At 44.7% G+C, this 18416-nt stretch carries 18 protein-coding genes; 2 read left to right on the forward strand and 16 right to left on the reverse strand.

What is annotated here, in order from left to right; translation table 11 throughout:
- Positions 1–26: 26 nt before the first annotated feature.
- Genes PO830_RS11215 through PO830_RS11285 form a run of 15 tightly spaced genes read right to left on the reverse strand, consistent with a single transcriptional unit; the run spans position 27 to position 15365 of the window.
- Positions 27–1079, reverse strand: a complete 1053-nt coding sequence (locus tag PO830_RS11215; RefSeq protein ID WP_272853664.1) for a glycosyltransferase — start codon at positions 1077–1079, stop codon at positions 27–29.
- Complete coding sequence (locus PO830_RS11220; RefSeq protein WP_272853665.1) at positions 1076–2188, reverse strand: glycosyltransferase family 4 protein; 1113 nt, start codon at positions 2186–2188, stop codon at positions 1076–1078. Before PO830_RS11220 ends, PO830_RS11215 begins: the two co-directional genes overlap by 4 nt.
- Entirely contained in the window at positions 2185–3312 is a 1128-nt protein-coding gene (locus tag PO830_RS11225) for a glycosyltransferase family 4 protein (RefSeq protein WP_272853666.1), read from the reverse strand. The genes PO830_RS11220 and PO830_RS11225 overlap by 4 nt, the downstream gene beginning before the upstream one ends.
- The gene (locus PO830_RS11230; protein ID WP_272853667.1) at positions 3312–4682 is read right to left on the reverse strand and encodes a hypothetical protein; all 1371 of its coding nucleotides are present in this window, start codon (positions 4680–4682) and stop codon (positions 3312–3314) included. Before PO830_RS11230 ends, PO830_RS11225 begins: the two co-directional genes overlap by 1 nt.
- Entirely contained in the window at positions 4676–5893 is a 1218-nt protein-coding gene (locus tag PO830_RS11235; RefSeq protein ID WP_272853668.1) for a hypothetical protein, read from the reverse strand. Before PO830_RS11235 ends, PO830_RS11230 begins: the two co-directional genes overlap by 7 nt.
- Positions 5883–6998 carry a dTDP-4-amino-4,6-dideoxygalactose transaminase gene (gene rffA / locus PO830_RS11240; RefSeq protein WP_272853669.1) on the reverse strand — a complete coding sequence of 372 codons (1116 nt, stop codon included), beginning with the start codon at positions 6996–6998 and terminating at the stop codon, positions 5883–5885. The genes PO830_RS11235 and rffA overlap by 11 nt, the downstream gene beginning before the upstream one ends.
- The gene (locus PO830_RS11245) at positions 6995–7621 is read right to left on the reverse strand and encodes a NeuD/PglB/VioB family sugar acetyltransferase (protein WP_272853670.1); all 627 of its coding nucleotides are present in this window, start codon (positions 7619–7621) and stop codon (positions 6995–6997) included. Before PO830_RS11245 ends, rffA begins: the two co-directional genes overlap by 4 nt.
- On the reverse strand, positions 7618–8547 hold the full coding sequence (locus PO830_RS11250) for a glycosyltransferase family 2 protein (protein WP_272853671.1): 930 nt from the start codon (positions 8545–8547) through the stop codon (positions 7618–7620). The genes PO830_RS11245 and PO830_RS11250 overlap by 4 nt, the downstream gene beginning before the upstream one ends.
- Positions 8544–9200, reverse strand: coding sequence for an HAD family hydrolase (locus PO830_RS11255; protein ID WP_272853672.1), 657 nt, complete (start codon positions 9198–9200; stop codon positions 8544–8546). Before PO830_RS11255 ends, PO830_RS11250 begins: the two co-directional genes overlap by 4 nt.
- The gene (locus PO830_RS11260; protein WP_272853673.1) at positions 9201–10181 is read right to left on the reverse strand and encodes an ATP-grasp domain-containing protein; all 981 of its coding nucleotides are present in this window, start codon (positions 10179–10181) and stop codon (positions 9201–9203) included.
- Positions 10160–11023 carry an NAD-dependent epimerase/dehydratase family protein gene (locus PO830_RS11265; protein WP_272853674.1) on the reverse strand — a complete coding sequence of 288 codons (864 nt, stop codon included), beginning with the start codon at positions 11021–11023 and terminating at the stop codon, positions 10160–10162. The genes PO830_RS11260 and PO830_RS11265 overlap by 22 nt, the downstream gene beginning before the upstream one ends.
- The gene (locus PO830_RS11270) at positions 10993–12510 is read right to left on the reverse strand and encodes an HTTM domain-containing protein (RefSeq protein ID WP_272853675.1); all 1518 of its coding nucleotides are present in this window, start codon (positions 12508–12510) and stop codon (positions 10993–10995) included. The genes PO830_RS11265 and PO830_RS11270 overlap by 31 nt, the downstream gene beginning before the upstream one ends.
- A 2-nt stretch (positions 12511–12512) precedes the next feature.
- Complete coding sequence (locus tag PO830_RS11275; protein WP_272853676.1) at positions 12513–13211, reverse strand: acylneuraminate cytidylyltransferase family protein; 699 nt, start codon at positions 13209–13211, stop codon at positions 12513–12515.
- Positions 13211–14371 (reverse strand): UDP-N-acetylglucosamine 2-epimerase, encoded by a 1161-nt coding sequence (gene neuC / locus PO830_RS11280; RefSeq protein WP_272853677.1) that lies wholly within the window; start codon positions 14369–14371, stop codon positions 13211–13213. Before neuC ends, PO830_RS11275 begins: the two co-directional genes overlap by 1 nt.
- Entirely contained in the window at positions 14364–15365 is a 1002-nt protein-coding gene (locus PO830_RS11285) for an N-acetylneuraminate synthase family protein (RefSeq protein WP_272853865.1), read from the reverse strand. Before PO830_RS11285 ends, neuC begins: the two co-directional genes overlap by 8 nt.
- A gap of 117 nt (positions 15366–15482) precedes the next feature.
- Here PO830_RS11285 and PO830_RS11290 point away from each other — a divergent pair, with 117 nt between their 5' ends.
- Positions 15483–16256: a class I SAM-dependent methyltransferase gene (locus tag PO830_RS11290; RefSeq protein WP_272853678.1), complete on the forward strand. Its 774-nt coding sequence runs from the start codon at positions 15483–15485 to the stop codon at positions 16254–16256.
- Positions 16257–17402, forward strand: coding sequence for a glycosyltransferase (locus PO830_RS11295; RefSeq protein ID WP_272853679.1), 1146 nt, complete (start codon positions 16257–16259; stop codon positions 17400–17402).
- On the opposite strand, the gene PO830_RS11300 is transcribed toward PO830_RS11295, so the two are convergent.
- The gene (locus PO830_RS11300) at positions 17399–18415 is read right to left on the reverse strand and encodes a glycosyltransferase (protein ID WP_272853680.1); all 1017 of its coding nucleotides are present in this window, start codon (positions 18413–18415) and stop codon (positions 17399–17401) included. The genes PO830_RS11295 and PO830_RS11300 overlap by 4 nt on opposite strands.
- Position 18416 lies beyond the last annotated feature (1 nt).

Here is an 18416-nt window from a genome sequence, read left to right on the forward strand (position 1 = left end):
ATATGTTTGTGACGGCCTTCAAAGCGTTAAGACAGGTATAATTCAATCAGTTTCGGCATGAGGGCGGTAGCTGCATACTGTTCTTTAATGTGTTTTTGGTAGGCCAAAGCTTGTTGTAGACGTGCTTCAGGATCTGCCATCAACTCTTGCAGGGCTGTTTTCATAGCATCCGGTGCATCTTTAGGCACTACCCGACCAAAGGTACTAATAACTTTAGAACATTGTCCTACGTTCGTTGCCACCACGGCCAGTCCCGCCGCGCCATACTCCAACAACGCCATGGGAAGTCCTTCTGAATCACTGGACAGCACTCCAATGGCCGCTCCTCTCAGCAATGCTGAGACATCGCTACGCTTACCTAAGATGTCAACCTGACGTTCCAATGCATGTTTTTTCACAAAGGAATATACTGCTTCGGAATATGCATCTTGATAATCAGCTCCCACCAATACCAAGGTCCATTCGGAAAAAGACACAGACAGTTTCTGAAAGGCACGCAATAAATTGAGATGATTCTTCGGTTCGCGAAGGTTGGCGAGACAGACGATTCGAAGCGGACGATCCTGACTAGCACCAACAAAACTAGCGTCGGGAACAATGTTGGGAAGATAGTGCACCTGATTGCACCGCAGCTCTTGTTGGCACCACTGCTGAAGCGCTTCATTGACCGTTATTACAGCGGTGAAAAAGCGGGAACAAAGTCGTAATACCTTATGTTGAGATCCGGAAGAATCAACTCGTTTTCCATGATGTTCGTGCCAAATGAGTGTTATCTCCGGGCGTATAATTTTTAGTTGTGTCGCCAAGAAATAAGAAGTGGTATGGGCATGGACATGCGTTATCTTTTCCTTGCGAACAAAACGCTTAAGTAGCCCTAAGGCAGAAACGTCCAGACTGCGTTTTTTATTCAGAAATAGATATCCTACTGCTGGGGCTAAAGTAGCTTTCAATACGCCCTCTTTTCGCGTTGTTATTAAATAGGACGCCTCCACAAAGGGCACTAGCGCATTGGCGAGGGTCACCGCCATGCGCTCGGCGCCACCAGCATCCAAAGAATCGATAAGCTGAAGCACCCTCATATAAGTAATTTTTTGATAGCGGTTTCAAAAGCATCTAAAGTGTATTGATGCGACCAATGCTGTGCCGACAGACTCATGGTCGTATACGTTTCTTTGGAAGCGATCAAGGTGTGAAGGCGCGAGGCGTCTTCGGGCAGCTCACCCGTTAAGAGTACGCCTCGATTCCCTCCGTCCAGCATCCACGGGATACAGGACACTCCCAAGGCTACCGGAATACACCCCCAGAACATGGCTTCGGCAACGACTTTCGGCCAACCTTCAGAGCGACTGGGTAGTAGTAAAAAGTGCGCCGACTTGTACGCGTTCTCCACAGTTTCCGCAGTTTGATTGCCATGCAAGGTAACCCATGAAGCCTCATGAGCATTGATCCATGCTTCTAATTTGAGTCGTTCTGCCCCGTCGCCGTATATATCAAGTGATGTTGCAATTCCTTTCTCACGTAAGGTGTGCACTAGTTCTACGGCATACATCGGTTGCTTTCCGGGCGTTAAGGCTCCTACAAAAATACAGCGTACCGGTAGCTGCATTTCCTTTGGAAGAACTTCCGGAATCTTTTCATTCGAATAGGTCGCTGTAAAGAACGAAGTGATATTAGCCGTTTGTAAAGGCCAATCGCCATAGACCAAAACATCCATGTTTCTGGTCACCAGTGTATTTCGTAGAATTTTTTTTTGAAGTCGGTAACTAAAAGGTTGTTTCGCCTCAGGATCCCAATTCCCGGCATATTTTGCTGTCTTTTTTTTCCACGGAAAGAGCACTTGAACGACACAGCCTACGAGCCCAATAGTCCCCGGGCAACGCAAATGTATGTGTTTCGCGATCGTCATAGCCCGTAGCATCTGAAAAAGCACCCACGGCAATAGCAAAACGGAAAGAACAGCCATCGTTGGCGTTACAAACCCCAATTTTGGAATACGGTAGATCCGAAGCTGTTCATGATGGTAGGCGGCGTGAATTTTAGAGGTTTCAGCCTTACTTATGGGGGCAACTACGATCACTTTTTCTACATGGCGAATCCAGAGATTCATTTCGCGCACATAGGGACCATAGGCCAAGACATTTTCCTCTTGCAGAAAATGGGGCGTATGTGTGATGATCGCGAAGGTCATGCGTAGAGGCTTTGGTAAAAGTCAATATTTTGTTCTAAAATACGGCTTTTGTCGAAGTTCGCTTGAATATGGTCTCGAGCATTGACTCCCATTTCTTTAGCCTCCTTGGGATGTTCAATACACCACTTCATGGTCTCAGCAATGGCTTTGGGGTCGTACACATCACACAGCCACCCGCTCACGCCGTTGGTGATCGTCTCGGGACCCGGACCGTATTGTGTGAAAATCACCGGTTTTTTCATTAACATAGCTTCAAGCGTCACTAACCCTTGCGTTTCCATATGCGACGGAAATACGCAGAAGGCAGCTTCGGCGTAGCGTTTCATCAGTGTTTCTTTTGGAATGCTTCCGTGGAACTGTACGTGCTCAAAATGGGATGTAGGTAATTCTTTCTGAATTCGTTCTATATACGAATCGCCATTAGGATAGTACCAATCCCTTCCGAAGAGATCCAGATGTTTTTCCGGATGCGTTTTCCGAAGCAAATAAAAGGCCTGAAGCAATTGTCGTACTCCCTTTTTCTCGCAAATGGTTCCTGCAAAAAGGACGCGATTGTTATTCACGTTCACCTCCGGGACTGCGAGATCGGTATCCATGGGATGTGGAACTACGGCAACAGGTTTGTTGTGATAACTGAGGTATTTCGCGGTATGCGCTTTGACATAGTTGGATACCGCGATGAATCCATCGGCTTTCGCGAACGAACGCTTTTCGAGCCAGCCTTTCTTTGTATCGATCCCTCTCTTTTCTGCTTCCGCAAAGAAGTGATGCCCGCCGTGGAGTCGGATGACCTTTTTTGCCCTGTGCTTTCTAGACAAGAAGGCCAAGCCCAATTCTGCCGATTCAATGATGTCGATGGGATGCTGTTGCTGTAGCTTCCGTAATTTGCGGTTCAACACGCTGGCATTGTGCCAAAAGGCCGGCTTCCATCCCGTTTTCTTAGGAAGACGGATGAGCTGCACCCCTTCATCTTCCCATCTAATTTCTTGAGCGTCTTTTCCTGCTCCTACAACGGTTACGCGGTGTCCGTTCTGTACCAAGGCGCGACCAAAGGTTTGTAAAAAGCTACCTACGCCGCCCGGCGACCATACTGGGTATTCATGAGAAAGAAAAACGATATGCATTACAACAGCTTTTTGATGTTTTGAGACGCTTCCTTTGGGTGATTCACTACCACCTCGAACCAGGAATCAATTGAGGTTTGAGGCTGTGCTAAGGCTTTCTTAATGATTGTCGCAATATGTTCTTTATCGTTCATCCAGTATACGGCATCGGGAGATGGCATGCTTCGGAAATGCTGGTATTGGTAGATGGTTTCTGTGGACCAGGCCGGGTCCTCCACCGCGTCGTAATTAATATAAATGCAGGGCTTCTGAAACATTCCAAAATCGAATGCCATGGTAGAGCCTACGTTGATCACGGCATCGGCGTGTTTTGCCAGACTTACTAGCAAGCATACATCTTCATAGGTTGGGTAGACCGCTGTCCATACCTTTTTATTAAAATTCCATAAGGGAGGCATGTCGATAATCAAATCGGGATATTTGGCGACCACGGCATCGTATCGGCCAGAAACATCCACCGGACAGCGCCTAAAGAGCAATTGAACCTCCCTATCCATCCCGGCTTCGGTAAGGGCCGCCGCGATATCGGCTAAATATTGCGGATCGTGAGGAGAGGTGCCTACGTCATCTCCTGAAAAGCAGATCCATTGTTTTTGCAGATCAAGTTGGTACGTTGCAGCAAAATCTTCTTTGGAAACAAGGTTGTTGGGATCGTAATAAAACTCAAATTGCGGCGTCCCGGTGACATGAATCGATTCCGCAGGCAATTCAGGATAGAAATACAGCAATTCCTTTTTCATATGCTTTGACCAAACCAAATATTGATCGGCACGTAGGGCCAGTCGCGCCTTCGGAATATTATCCCAAGAATAAATCACAGCTGTCGTTTTAATAGAAATATCCTTTGCGGCAGCAAAAACAGTAGGTGCTTTGAGGGCCCGTTGATGGGTACAAAACACACTGGTAATATCTTCTTCCTTCAATAGTTGCGTCACTTGAGTATAGAAGGTATTTTTCCGAAGCGCCGCCTGATATTTCTTTTCCAGTGATTGAATTTTTTGATACGAACGGATACCACGGGAAGCTCTTGCCACCGACCTGTAGAACAAATTCTTTTTTAGTCCGCCTTTTTTCTTTTTCCAGAATTTTAAGAGGGTCGGATTTTTTGTGATACGGGCGTTGTACTTGATTCGAGCGACATGGATCAACTCGCGATACCAACGTTCTTTCAGGCTTTCATGATAGGATGGAATGACCACATCCCGTTCGATAGTGAGGTGTTGTTTGATCTGTCGCAGGGTGTCTGCATCAAAGTTGTGAAACAGGATGATAGGGCGATCAGAGTCTTGAAATACCTTTGAGTACAGGTAGTTTTTAATTCCTGTTCCGTCTGGAACCATCAGAAGTACGTTTCCGTTCTTAGTCACCATGATATTTTACTAAAATAACCATAACTTCCATAGAGTCCCATGAGGATCAACACCGCGTAATTTCCTACCACGACCCAATTGGGAAGCTGTCTTTCTTCGGAATAGTTCCAAAACCCGATCACCGCGACTGCGAACAGGGAGGTGAGCCAGCGCAATTCCACAAAGGAAATGATAATAAAGGCGAACACCGCGATCATTAACACCAGGAGCATCGGGATGTAATGGGCCGCTGTAATCGCTTTTTGTTTCCAAATACTAACAATTCCGAAGCCAAGTACCGTAAGCAGCAGTAAGCCTACCGATCGCACGCTATACACCAGGATGTACCCCAGATCTTTTACAAATTCTTTTAGGGTAACTACCGGATCGTGTGTGAGTCCGCTAAACACAGATGCAGGCAAGGAATCGTCACCATTGGCAGCAAGATACGCATCGGTTTCCTTCCATGAAGGGTGACTAAAACTAGCGCGTTCGCCACGGTTTACTTGAAGTTGCGCCAAATACTGACGTTGCGCCCAGGTAGCCTTGGTAGCTTTGGGAGGGCTTTTTTGATCATAAGAAATGCCCCAATCCGCTTGAAAGGAGGGAACATTGAGTAGGAGCATCAATACGAGTACGGTAAGCGGAAGAAAGAGTGTTTTCCCACGAATCGAGGCATAGCGCCACAGCATAAATACGGAGAAGGCAACCCCCGGAAGAAATACGATCCAGAGTTTCCGCGTAAAGATCATGAGCACCAGGGCGACCCCCCACCAGATCAGGGAACGATATGACTTCTCCTGGATGAGCCGATAGGTTTCCGCAAAGAAAATAACGGCGCACACTGTAAAGAGTCCGTCGTTAAGCCCCACCATAAAATAGCCAATGGTACAGCACACAAACAACAGCAAGGCAGCAAAGCGCAGGGATCGGATTTTAAGGGTATGAACGCAGTAACCAACCAAAAATGCCAGGAGCAGAATATTAACCAACCGCAACGCCCATACGTCTTCCATTAAGAAGGTAAAGGGATACGTTAGTAGCATGTAAGGAAGCGATATTCCTTTAGCGATCGCCGCCCACCATCCTTGCTCTTGAACAAGCAAGAGATCGCTAATGAATAAGGACTCATCTCCCGTCCCGGCAGGTTTTGACAGAAAATAATAGCTGTTAAAGAAAACATATATGCCCATCACCAGCAAGAAGAGGGGATTCAGCACTCTACGAATCATAGCCTAGCAATGCTTTTATGACCGGTTGGGGGTCGAGTTCATAGTAGAGCGGAAGGCGTACCAGGCGTTCGGTGTATTGATCGCTGTTTTGTAATGCTCTTCCGTCGTGTTTTTTATAGTAAAACGGACTCTCATGCAGGCTCAAGTAATGAAATACTGCGTGTACTCCATGTGCTTTGAGATGCTGGATAAGCCGTGTGCGCTGTTCATTATCACGACAAAACAAATAAAACATATGTGCATTGTTAATGGCATAGTCGGGAATCACGGGAAGTTGAATGCCCAACCTGGCTGCCCATTCCTTTAATTGCTTGTAGTACGCTTCCCAAATAGCAGTTCGTTGTTTCTGAATGCGCTCGCTTTCCTCTAATTGGGCGAACAAATAAGCGGCGTTCAATTCGCTTGGTAAAAAGGAAGAACCAATATCTACCCAACCGTATTTATCGATCTCTCCCCGGAAAAAGGCACTGCGATTGGTACCCTTCTCCCAGATGATTTCCGCTCTGGCTTGTAAGTTTTCTTCATTGATCACCAATAGCCCTCCTTCACCACATTGTATGTTCTTGGTTTCGTGAAAGGAAAAGGCGCTCAGTGCTCCGAAACTTCCCAGAGGTTTCCCTTTGTAGGTAGCTCCAAATGCTTGAGCGGCGTCTTCAACAATAGCCAAGTTATGGGTATCGGCTATCTTCTGAATGAGGTCCATATCGCAAGCGACCCCCGCATAATGCACGACCACAATAGCCTTGGTGTTATCATTGATCAAAGCCTCAATGGCGTGTTCGTCCATACCGGGATGGTCAGATCTGGAATCTACAAAGCGAATCGTGGCGCCTCGCAGTACAAACGCGTTTGCCGTTGAGACAAACGTATAGGCCGGCATGATTACCTCATCGCCCGGTTGAATGTGCAACAAGATAGCTGCCATTTCAAGGGCATCGGTACAGCTAGTAGTGAGCAATACTTTTGGAAACCGGAAGGTGCTTTCAAAATAGGCATGGCATTTTTTCGTGTAGTCGCCATTGCCAGAAAGCTGGCCTCGTGCCACGGCGTCCTCGATGTACCGTAGCTCTTTTCCGGTGATATAGGGTTTGTTAAAAGGTATCATTTTATAAACTTAGCTGGAACACCCACATAGAGACCGCTATTTTTTAAGGAGTCGATCACCACAGCGCCTCCTCCCGTCTGAACGTAATCGGCGATGGTGATGTTATCGATAACGGAGGTGTTGATTCCCAAATTGCAACAGCTTCCTACGGAAACAAATCCGGCGAGCGCCACTCTGGGCGATAAAAAGCTGTGTTCTTTTACGCGTGAATGATGCGCAATAGTACACCCTGCGTTGAGCAGTACATTATTTCCCAGTTGCGCATATTGATCGATTACACAGCCCGGAAAAATGACGAGGCCCTCTCCCAACTCACAACTGGCATCAATAAAGGAGGAGTCATGAATGACATTGGCAAAAGGTATATGATTTAAGAACCGTTCAAAAATCATTTTTCTAAACCCAAAATGTTTGTATCCTATACCTACACTAAGACAATCAAAAGTTTCTTGTTGAAACTGCAGTTCAATTTCAGCCACGCTTCCTAGAACGGGAATATTATAGATGGTTTCACCCACATTTTTTGTGTCATCGAAATAGCCCACTACCTCGAAGGCATCCTTTGCCATATGGGCAATCAGTTGCCCTAAATCACCCGCACCTATGATCGCTAGCTTTTTCATTCGTCCTCGATATTGGTTAATTCTTTGATTGAGAATAAGGGTCGGCTTTTAGATTCTTTGTAGATCTTCCCGATGTAGAGCGCTGCGATTCCGATAAAGAACAAGAGAATTCCTGTAGAGATGATCATAGCGCCAATGATGGAGGGCCATCCCGACTGAAAATCGACTATGGTAATTTTTAAGATGACGATCGCCAGCAGTATTAGAATTCCGAAAATAATAAAAAACACGCCCATCTTTAGCGCTAGCTTTAGGGGCAGTTCCGAAAAGTCAAAAATGGCATTAAAGGCCAATTCCATTTTCTTTCTGAAATTAAATTTACTCGTACCGGCAAAGCGTGGACGCTGCTCAATTTCAATATGCGTTTGTCGCAGTCCGATATGCATAAAAATACCTTCAATAAATCGGTTCTGTTCCTTGTAGCGCAAGAACTGATCGGCAAAACGCCGATTAAAAATTCGCATAACCGCTAGGCCTTTGGGCAGTTGTAGTCCTGTAAACTTGCGTAGTACTGACCAAAATATTTTGGAGAATATGCGATTGACGAAGCTGTCTTTCTTTTCCTTGCGAACGCCAAAAACCAGATCATAGCCTTTTTCAATTTCTCTAATAAAACGTGCAATTTCCTTCGGCGGATCTTGTAAATCGGGATCCATATAGAGTACGTATTCTCCTTTGGCATGCGTAATCCCCGCAGTGAGAGCTGCTTGTTTACCGTGATTATAAGAAAGCTCAATGAGTTTTAAGCGCGTGTCCTCTTTTGCCTGTTTTTTAATGATCTGAACAGTGTTGTCGGTACTGCCATCGTCAATAAACACGATCTCGTAGGAAATACCAAGTTGTGCGAGCGCTTCTGAAGTTTCCAGAATAAACTGAGCGATCACCTCCTCTTCGTAATATACCGGTACAACGAGCGATAGCTTCATACTTCCCAGATTTTTAGAAGTTCATGTAAGGATGTTATGCGATCCTTATTCTCACTAAAATATGAATCGCGATCGATAAGCCTTACCTGCATGCCTAGTTTCAGGGCAGGAGCAATGTCTAGACGTATTGAATCTCCCACATACAACACGTTCTCTGCAGCAATCCCTAGTTGCGCTAAAGCTTTTTTAAAAATTTCAGTATCAGGTTTACGAATGTTCATTTCTTCGGAAATAAATACGTCTGAAAAGGAAACTTTTTTCATCTTTTCCTCTATAAGGGAGCGTAGTCCGGAATTAAAATTAGACAAAATTCCGATCTTCACGGGTATACTCGTTAGTGCCGAAGTATCCTCAAAAGTATCCCACGGTAAATTTTTACAACGTGTGAATAATGTGTTAAGCAGCGCCTCTTCCGCAACGATCCCGAGGTTATTCAAAAAACGAGTATTAAATCGTGTGTAGAATGTTTCCGAAGTACGATCCGGAAACTCCAATGTTTCACTGGTTAGTTTGTGCACGTATCGCACCCGCTCCATCGGAAGCACATATCTTTCGCTTCGCAACACTTCCTCCACACGTTCCCACAACAGAGGTTTGTGTAACAAAGTATTTGCTACATCGAAAAGGACATATTTCACGGGAGCCTGTTTCATTTAATACAGATAATGAGCATTATTCTTATCGGTAAGTTGTGAATACTCCTGTGTTCCTTTATAGATAACATCCATGAGAATTCGCGCGGCACTTCCCGGCTGAATAACAGGAGGTTTGGGTATTTCATCAAAAAGGTATTCGGCTAAGGTATATTCTACATCTCTAAAGCCAAATTGAGAACGAATGGAATTAGTTCCTGAAATCCGACAATTAATTTCAAAGGGAATTATCGCTCCCTTGTCATTTACAATGGATTGTACATTGGCAGCCCCTCGTATTCGGGTAGCCGAAATCATCTTTTTGATTATGCTTTCCATAGCCTCGTCATACGATTGGGTTACCCGACATAGCTGTGTGGCGCCATTTTCTAAGGATCTTACAAAAGTAATATGCCCATGTAGTGTATTGTCTTTGGTCACATAAAAGGCTGTGGTGATTTCTTTGCCAATAATTAGGTCTTGAATCATGTACGCTTCATCCGAATATTCGGAGAAATCTACAGGGTTGTGTACGAGTCCGCGCGACCCTCTCCCCTCTCTTGGCTTTGCGATACAATTTCGGAAGGAATGATCGTAGGCGCTTGGCAGATACGCTTCGGCAAAAGGAATTTCATGGGCTTTAAAAAACTGAAAGGTCTTGTATTTATCAAGATAGATGCGGGCGGTATCCAGATCGGAAACCGCAACGGCACAGGGAATCTGGTCTTTGAAGGAAGCGAGATAAAACACCTCATAATCGGTAGCAGGAATGATCAGGTCTACTTTCTCTTTTGCAACAATATTGAGAATCGCATGCAGGTAGTTGTCTTCATACGCATAGGGCACCTTGTAAAAAGCATCACACAAATGATTTCCGCCAGAGAATGAATCCACGTTAGTACCAATCACGAAGGTATCGTAGGGTGAAGCATGGATATTTCGAAGTATCCCCTGGCCCACGTTTCCGCCAATTCCGGTAACTATAATTCGTTTTTGAGGCATGTAATCAACGTATCTATAGCATTCTTAAATGACCTATGCGTAACAATCCCTAACGCCTTTCGCGTAGCCGCATTGTCGTAACAAAAAGAGGGAGATGTATCCGTTCCCGTATGTTTAATAGTGGTGTCGGGTAGCGCCTCTTGAATGACTTCAGCGACTTTCAGATTGCTGACAGATTGTTCGCTTACGGCCAAATATACCCCATTATTTTCAGCCTTGGCGGCTTTGATTAAATATTTTGCCGCATCGGCAACGGCAATATAGTTTTGTTTCCGGGTTCCGTTTCCGAAGAGCGTGATATGATGCTCGGTCAACGCCTGCAACGCGATACGTGGAAGGAAGGTCGTAGGACGCATTCGGCATCCAAAAATAGAGGAGAAACGCACGATTGCATACGAGCGACATCGCGCAACCATCTGTTCTCCGGCAAGCTTACTTTTTCCGTAGGCGGTGGCAGGCGCTAACGCACTCTTTTCGTCCCGTACAGCAGCAGAGGCTTCATAGACGGAAACGGAAGAACAAAATACGATCCGTGTCGTTGAGAAGGTTTTTATCACCTGATCTACCAAATCAATATTGGTTTTTTGAAGGTTCGCTTTTATCTCTTTGTCGGTTTTCTTCGGAATATAAGCGGCCACAAGAAATACCCAATCGAAGTTTGTTTTCAGATGAGACAGCTCAGTATAGGCAACCTGAGACATCGACGGCTCCAAATTTTCGGTCCCTTCACGATAAACACCCGTAACCTGATGGCCTTCCGCCAGCAGTTGTTCACTCAGTTCACGCCCCAAGAAACTATTGGAGCCAATAATCAAGGCTTTTTTATTGCCGTGTCTTTCCATAGTTTTAATGTTGATGACGATCCGTCCCATTGCAATTCGCCCACGGCCTTCCACTCGTTCTCTAGATTGTTCTGAAGCCAATCTTTTTCCCATTCAAAAGTGACATCTGTTTTTTTCATAACGACCGTAAACGATTCCCCTTCCAAATTAAGTTGTTGCTCATGCGCCCAAAACGCCGCATACCTTACGAGTCCGCGTTCCAGGTCATCTATATTTTGCAGCACTTTTGGGCCATTCACCCGAAAGTTAAAATTAGCCCATACGCCTCCTTTCAAATACGCTCCAGGCATTCCGTCTTCGGTATACATAGGAAGTAAGGCTCCTTTATACGAGAGTGTAAAAATCTGATTGTACCCAATAAAATGATTGTCTACAAAAACACCATGTGGCGTGATTCCCATAGCGTGTTTTGAGAAGGTTCGAAGGTCTTTCTTCAAATGAATGAATCCATCAAGCCTCGATTTGCTATTGGGCATTTCTTTGTTGATGTAAGAGACAATGCCTTCGCTTAAAGGAAAATTAAAAGAGGAATTAAACTGAAGCAGTACCAACGATACCAGCAGCATCTTATAAAAATTGGTTCTAGGGTCCTTGGTAGCTTGCTGTTGAACTGAAGGCGCTGTTTCGCTTCCAAACCCGGACACTTTCTTCTCCATATACTCCCAAAGACTCACGGGCAACAATAAGGTATAGATCGCGAGAAACCCAAAGGCAAAATAAGGAATCGGGAATTGCAGAAATATTCCAAAGTGAAGTAGGAAGCCAATAGAAAATACGAGGAGTCGATATTTTTTCCGAAAGAAGAAAAACAGAAATAGCAATTCAAATAGAAAGGTAATGTACCCCATGGAAACTATGATCCACTGTTGATTCAACAGCCATTGGTTGTTCCAAATAGTGGCCTGGGGCATAGAGGCCGGTAGCCATAAGCCCAAGCCGCTTGTCCAGCTTACACTCTTCACCTTAAAAATAATGGAGTCCACATACACGAATCCAATGCCCACTAACACGATCAAAAAGTAATGCAACACCGCTACTTTTGAGAGTTGCGGCTGACAAACCAATTTGCGGAACCCCCTTCCTAAATTGTAACTAGCATCAACCGAATAGTGTGCTCCCAAGGGAGTAAAAATCGTCACAAAAGAGATCATCAAATAGATATGATCCATATGATATTCGAAGAGCCCAACCTTATTGAACACATAGACTGCAAAGAGATAATTCAATACAGAGAAAAGTCGGGTCGCCACTCCCAGCACTAAGCACATGAGCACCCCCATCCAAAGAATTAACCACAATCCCATGTTGACCTCCGCAGGGATAAGAAATGGAATAGGATCAAAATACAATTCGTGTTTACCGTAGATCCAATAGACCTCTAAGAAAAGATTAAAAAAGAATAGGATTCTGAAGACGGCCAATCCTTTTGCAGAGATTTTTTTTAGATATAATTTTTCTACAAAAGCTAATGGATCTCTACGCACCATTTTTATTTGATTGAATTAATAACTCGCTGCTCTGCCTCATTCCAGTCGGCTATCGTATCAATATTAATACTTTGATCACTTTCGTGTAGCACATATGTTATGTCCTTTCCGTAGAACGTCTTTTCCGAAAGAAGTAGTGAAGTAGCGGTGATATAGATCGCACCGTTTCGGATATACGCCTTTGGCAATTCCTGCCGTCGCGTGATAATGGTTTCTTCACCGGTAGCCAACGTAAGCTTACCCTTATTGCACTCTTCAAACACCCAATGCGGATTGTATTGATGCGGAACCTCGGTGACCGAAATCAACGAATCTGCCTGCTGTGATTGAAACGTTTCAACCGCCTCATCAATTTGCTTTGCGGTACGAAAGGGCGTCGTAACCTGCAATAAGCAAACCGCATCATACGATTTGCCCAATGCCGCTAATGTTTCAACGGCGTGGACTACCACGTCAATTGACCGCGCGCTATCGGTTGCCAGGGCTTCGGGCCGTTCAAAAAGCACCTGAGCTCCAAAACTTGAAGCCAAGGTTCGGAGCGATTCATCTTCCGAAGAAAAAACCACATCGGTCAATAGCTCTGTTTGCAAGGCCGCTTCCACCGTATATTGTAGTAAGGGCTTTCCGCCCAACAATTTTTTGTTCTTATTCGGAATGCCTTTGCTTCCCGCACGCGCCGGTATCAATCCAAGAATCCGCATTAGTAAGTAATGGTTTTGTGAAAAGAAAGCGGAGCTTCCGCTAAGATCTCAGCAATTCTTTTTCCACTATTCCCGGAACCATAAACGTCGCTAGGAGTATTTCTAGGCTGTTCCAGTTGCTGCTCAATGGCAAGTTTTATGGCTGCCTCTTTGTATGTAACATCGATTACATTATTGCCTCGTAATCTTCGGTTTTGCCGCGTTCCTATATTGACCACAGGAACGCCTAAAAAAGAACATTCTCGAATGCCCACGCTACTGTTCCCGATAAGACAGGCGCTATTTACGAGCAATTTCAGAAAATCATTGGGCTCCATGTTCTTAAAAAACCGAATGTGCTGCGGATTGTGCTTCTCACGGTACGAACGGATACCGTTAGACGTCCCGTCGGCTCCGGCATCCACATTAGGCCAAAACCAGTAGGTGGGAATTTTCAGTGCATCGATCACTCGAAGTGTTTTTAATACATCCTCTTTGGCCTGATGGTATTCGGTAGTCACAGGGTGTTGCATGACGACCAAATATTGCTGATCTGCCTTGAACGAACCTCCTACACCGCCATAGCGTTCAATAGGGTCAAAATCCAAAAAAGGAGCATCTTTAACTTCCGCAGCAATATCGATAGACGGACAACCGGTATTATAAACGGCTTCCGGGTTTTCGCCCATTTTTATCACCCGTTCTTTGGCGTCTTCGGAAGTCACGAAATGAATATCCGCCAGCTTGGTATTGGCATGACGCACTTTTTCGTCAATATTTCCGGTCACTTCCCCTCCCTGTAAATGGATCAGAGGGATATTTTGATAGGCGGCTGCAATGGAAGTGGCGATGGTTTCAAACCGATCGGCTATGGTGAGCACCGCGTCGGGTTGCAGGTTATAAAACACATTGGAAAGCTCCATGACGCCGAGTCCGGTAGTCTTCGCCATGGCTGTTTTATTCTCTCCTTCCAGCACCATAAAGACTTTCTCGTTGATGGTAAATCCGTCTTTTTCAATAAAGTGAAGGGCGTTTCCGTAGCGATCTAATAAGGCCGACCCAGCCACTACGAGCTGCAATTCCAGCATAGGATGTTCTTTAATAGCCTGTAGCGCCGTCTTTACTCTGCTGTACGAAGGTCGTGCCGTGATCACAGCGCATATTTTTCGGGGCTTACTCATGCTCAATATCGTTTTCCGTTACAAAATCCCAGGCCTTCAGGTCGTGTTTCAGTTTGCTGCCGATGACGGTTCGAAATTCTTTTGCGTCGATGCCAAAGCCTTTTGGTTTCTTCGCTTCCAGATCGTCGAAGGTTAACACATGTCCCTTGGGTAACGCCTTGTTGACGGCTAACGATTTCTCAAAAATAGCCTTCAGGTCAGAAAAAGCGTTATTGGAATGTTTATCGACAGGATGCTGGAGGGCTTCAGCAATGGCATTTGCGCCTGCTACTAATTGGGTAGTTTCCTCCAACGTGAGGGAAGAACTTACATCAGGACCAAATTGTGCTTTACTGAAAACTACGTGGAATTCTAAGAGGGTCGCTCCTAAGGCTACCGCTGCGATGCCGGTAGCGACTTCCGCAGAATGATCCGAAAAGCCCACCGGAACCTGATAACGGTCTTTAAGTTCCTGAATAACATTCAATCCGTATTGTTTTGGTTGGGTAGGATAGCTGGTGGTACATTGTAAAAGGGAAAAATCGGTCTTGTGCTCTTTCAGAAAGTTTACCGTATCATCCAATTCAGCATACGAACTCATGCCACTGGAAATTATAATGGGTTTGTTGGTTTCCACTACTTTTTTCAGCAGCAAAAAATTAGAAACTTCTCCACTTCCTATCTTGTACTGTTGCACATCGGCTGCTTCTAAAACGTCGACTGCGGCGTTGCTAAAGGGACTGCTAATGAAGGTGAGTCCAACTTCCGCACAATGCGCCCCTAATTCTTTCCACTGTTCGGGTGTAAACTCCATGCGCTTCCAGTAGTCAAATCGCGTCTTGTCTTGGGTAGAGAAACGTACTCTAAAGGGTTCGTGAATACTGCTTTCGGCCTGAGCGATATGGGTTTGAAATTTAATGGCCGTAGCCCCCGTTTTGGCAACGGCATCAATATAGGCATGCGCCATTCCTAAACTTCCTTCGTGGGCTTGTCCTATTTCAGCGATTGTAAAAATCAATAATATTATGTTTAGTTGGTGGTTCTTTTCTTAAAAACCCTATTTTTCCGACAAATTAAAGGATGCATCGCTAATCACTGTAAATGATGCTATATTTATGGAAAATTTCGTCGAATGGGAGTCGTTAAAAAATTAAAATCTAAGATAAAAAATTTACCTGCAATACACTATTATCTTGCGGGAAAGACACTTTTGAATGACAAAACCTTCAAAGAAGGCCAAGAATTAAGCACTCTAGAGAAGAAAAAGCAGCCCAAACGAACGGTGATACTTAATTTCCTCTTAGATCAGTTTTCGGGACCTACCCATTATCTAGAGATTGGGGTAAGAAACCCAAACCACAATTTTAACCATATCCATGCGACTCACAAGTATTCGGTTGATCCCGGAATAGAATACGCCGAAAACCCTGTGGATTTCCCATATACGAGTGATGTGTTTTTTGACAAGCTTTCCAAAGGCGAATTATTGGAAAAGAATACCAAGTTTCATGTAATCTTTATAGATGGCTTACATTTGGCGGATCAGGTAAATAGAGACATTGAAAACGCGTTAGCATGTATTGAGGAGGATGGTTTTATTGTGCTACATGATTGCAATCCTCCTACCGAATGGCATACACGCGACACCTACGGTTATACACAAACACCAGCCAACAATTATTGGAACGGCACCACCTGGAAGGCCTTCCTAAAGTTTCGGATGAGAACGGATCTATATTCGTGTTGCATCGATACCGATTGGGGGGTGGGCATTGTATCTAAGTCTAAAGATTTTGGTGGTAGTGTTGCGCCGTCAAACGAGTTTTACGAATATCACCTATTTCATCACCACCGAAAAGAACATTTGAATTTAATGCCCTTTACAGACTTTAAGAGCCTCTTTTAATTGAACCGTTCAAAAGACATAAAAGAGGTTACGGTTTTTACCAAAGGTGATGCTTCTAAATTGCGTACCTGGTCTAATGTGCCCTATTTTTTTACCCACACCTTAGAGGAGAAGGGAATTATTGTACGTCGTGTTGCGATTGAAACCAACCCACGACTGGAACGGATTTTCACCAAAACTATATATCGTATCTATAGCAAACTTTTTCCGGGTACAACCTATAGCTTCCAGCGCTCTTTCTTGCACTATATTGCTGTGCGTCGGAGTATCAAAAAAGCAATCAAGAAGTATCCTGCAACCGATGTGTTTTATTTTATGACCTTTAGTTTCTCGTCTATCGGACTTTCCAAAAAACCGTGTGTAATGATTTGTGACTGGACCTACGAATACTATTTCAAATACTTCGTAGAACGAGCTCCCGATACGCTGGAGCGTACCGCCATTGCCCGGGAGAACAAACAGATACGGGATTCGGATCTTACGGTTCCCTTATTTCCCGGGGTAGCTGAATTTTTACAGCATACCAAGCACATGGATAAGGTCCATTATTTTGGACACATTATCAATTCGTTGGAATCTTGTAATGTGCAGGAGGTACTTGAAACGAAGCAACATGCAACGAGTATTGTTTTTATAGGAAGTAAAAAGTACCTGCAGGGCGCGGAAGTATTAATACAAAGCTTCCAACAACTTAAAAAGAGGTATCCACAGCTAACGTTGCATATTATTGGGATGGATGGAGATGGTTTTTCGGAGCTTCCGGAAAGTATCGAATTCCATGGATATCTAGACAAAGAAATACCTTCAGAGCGAGCCACATACTACAACATTCTTCGAGAGGCAAAATTTATGGTCAATACAACGCCTAAATGGGGCGCTTTTTCGGCTACCGTGGAGGCCATGTATTTCTGTAATCCTGTGATCGTAGCTCCGTACAGAGAGTTCGTAAAGACCTTTGGCACGGAGATTTCTTTTGGCAGCTTTTGTGAGGAAAATACTACCGAAGTTTTGGCGTCTCTTATGGAACAGCTACTATTACACTCTGAATACAAAGCGGTTTGCACCGCAGCGCATCAAGCCGTTTCCTCTTTTACCTGGAATACCTTTGTAGACCGGGTACTCACCCATACTCAAAAGAATCTCTAATATTCAGAACGTTCGTTTGCGCTAAATCCTTTTTGTCGTAAGAACTGTTTTTGAAAAAAGGAGGAGGAAGAAAGTTTTCCTAACAATCGCACCACTAGGTTTGCTACCCATGTAGGTTTTCGCATGGGAGGAAGCTTCGGTTTCGGAATCGGTTCTTTGGAGGGCTCAATGGTTCTTTGCGTTTCTGCCATCCAAGATTCCGCGGTATTGCCCATGTGATACGTGTAGTTTTGCGCCGTCGCCAAACGCCACATGCTGCGATTGGCTACCGGAGCATCCAAAAAGGTGCGAACGCTATCGGCGCCTAATTTGAGATGTGAATAGGATTTCTGCAATTCATAAAAGATCTCCCCGCGATAGGTCGCTACAAAATGACCACTTCCTAGTACGGCTTTCGTACCATTCTCGTAAAGCGTCAATGCTTTCGCATAATGAACCTCTTTAAAAAAGCGATCGTTACCAATACTGGAGGCAAAATGCCGGAGCGCATCTGGATTCTCGATGGGGGCTGCTGTTAGTCGATTAGAAAAGAAAAATCGCCACAACAAGGCTCCGGTGTGGTATTTCCACAATTTTGGATTGGGCGTGGTGGATACAAAACCGGTTTTTGGGTAGGCTTCAAAGATCGCATACGAAGCCGCCTGCCATCCATTTAAAAAGAGTACATCTGCATCGGCAATGGTGATGAGTGAAAACCGATGTCCGCCTATCCCTTTAAAAAAGGCATTGATCTTACCTACGTTAGTCGTGTGAATCACTTCATGGATTTTTTGCTCTTGATACAAGGTATCGATATACGAGGCCACTTTGGCCATACTACCATTATCGACAAGGGTTATGAACGTTTGCGGATGACAGCTTTTTAAAACGGATTGTATGCAATGTTTAAAAATGACAAAACTGTCTTTGTAATACCCTTGGTCTTCCGGGATATATACAGGAATGACGAGCTGATGGTAGAAATCGCCTTGGGCAACTTCGGTATTCTTTTCGGGGTTGGTACCAATGCGCATT

Source organism: Altibacter sp. HG106 (assembly GCF_028561755.1).
Lineage (GTDB): Bacteria > Bacteroidota > Bacteroidia > Flavobacteriales > Flavobacteriaceae > DFVG01.

Excerpts from the sequence above, each read along its gene's own strand:
- PO830_RS11215 (WP_272853664.1), bottom strand. The coding sequence starts at position 1,079 with ATGAGGGTGCTTCAGCTTATCGATTCTTTGGATGCTGGTGGCGCCGAG.
- PO830_RS11220 (WP_272853665.1), bottom strand. The coding sequence starts at position 2,188 with ATGACCTTCGCGATCATCACACATACGCCCCATTTTCTGCAAGAGGAA.
- PO830_RS11225 (WP_272853666.1), bottom strand. The coding sequence starts at position 3,312 with ATGCATATCGTTTTTCTTTCTCATGAATACCCAGTATGGTCGCCGGGC.
- PO830_RS11230 (WP_272853667.1), bottom strand. The coding sequence starts at position 4,682 with ATGGTGACTAAGAACGGAAACGTACTTCTGATGGTTCCAGACGGAACA.
- PO830_RS11235 (WP_272853668.1), bottom strand. The coding sequence starts at position 5,893 with ATGATTCGTAGAGTGCTGAATCCCCTCTTCTTGCTGGTGATGGGCATA.
- rffA (WP_272853669.1), bottom strand. The coding sequence starts at position 6,998 with ATGATACCTTTTAACAAACCCTATATCACCGGAAAAGAGCTACGGTAC.
- PO830_RS11245 (WP_272853670.1), bottom strand. The coding sequence starts at position 7,621 with ATGAAAAAGCTAGCGATCATAGGTGCGGGTGATTTAGGGCAACTGATT.
- PO830_RS11250 (WP_272853671.1), bottom strand. The coding sequence starts at position 8,547 with ATGAAGCTATCGCTCGTTGTACCGGTATATTACGAAGAGGAGGTGATC.
- PO830_RS11255 (WP_272853672.1), bottom strand. The coding sequence starts at position 9,200 with ATGAAACAGGCTCCCGTGAAATATGTCCTTTTCGATGTAGCAAATACT.
- PO830_RS11260 (WP_272853673.1), bottom strand. The coding sequence starts at position 10,181 with ATGCCTCAAAAACGAATTATAGTTACCGGAATTGGCGGAAACGTGGGC.
- PO830_RS11265 (WP_272853674.1), bottom strand. The coding sequence starts at position 11,023 with ATGGAAAGACACGGCAATAAAAAAGCCTTGATTATTGGCTCCAATAGT.
- PO830_RS11270 (WP_272853675.1), bottom strand. The coding sequence starts at position 12,510 with ATGGTGCGTAGAGATCCATTAGCTTTTGTAGAAAAATTATATCTAAAA.
- PO830_RS11275 (WP_272853676.1), bottom strand. The coding sequence starts at position 13,211 with ATGCGGATTCTTGGATTGATACCGGCGCGTGCGGGAAGCAAAGGCATT.
- neuC (WP_272853677.1), bottom strand. The coding sequence starts at position 14,371 with ATGAGTAAGCCCCGAAAAATATGCGCTGTGATCACGGCACGACCTTCG.
- PO830_RS11290 (WP_272853678.1), top strand. The coding sequence starts at position 15,483 with ATGGGAGTCGTTAAAAAATTAAAATCTAAGATAAAAAATTTACCTGCA.
- PO830_RS11300 (WP_272853680.1), bottom strand. The coding sequence starts at position 18,415 with ATGCGCATTGGTACCAACCCCGAAAAGAATACCGAAGTTGCCCAAGGC.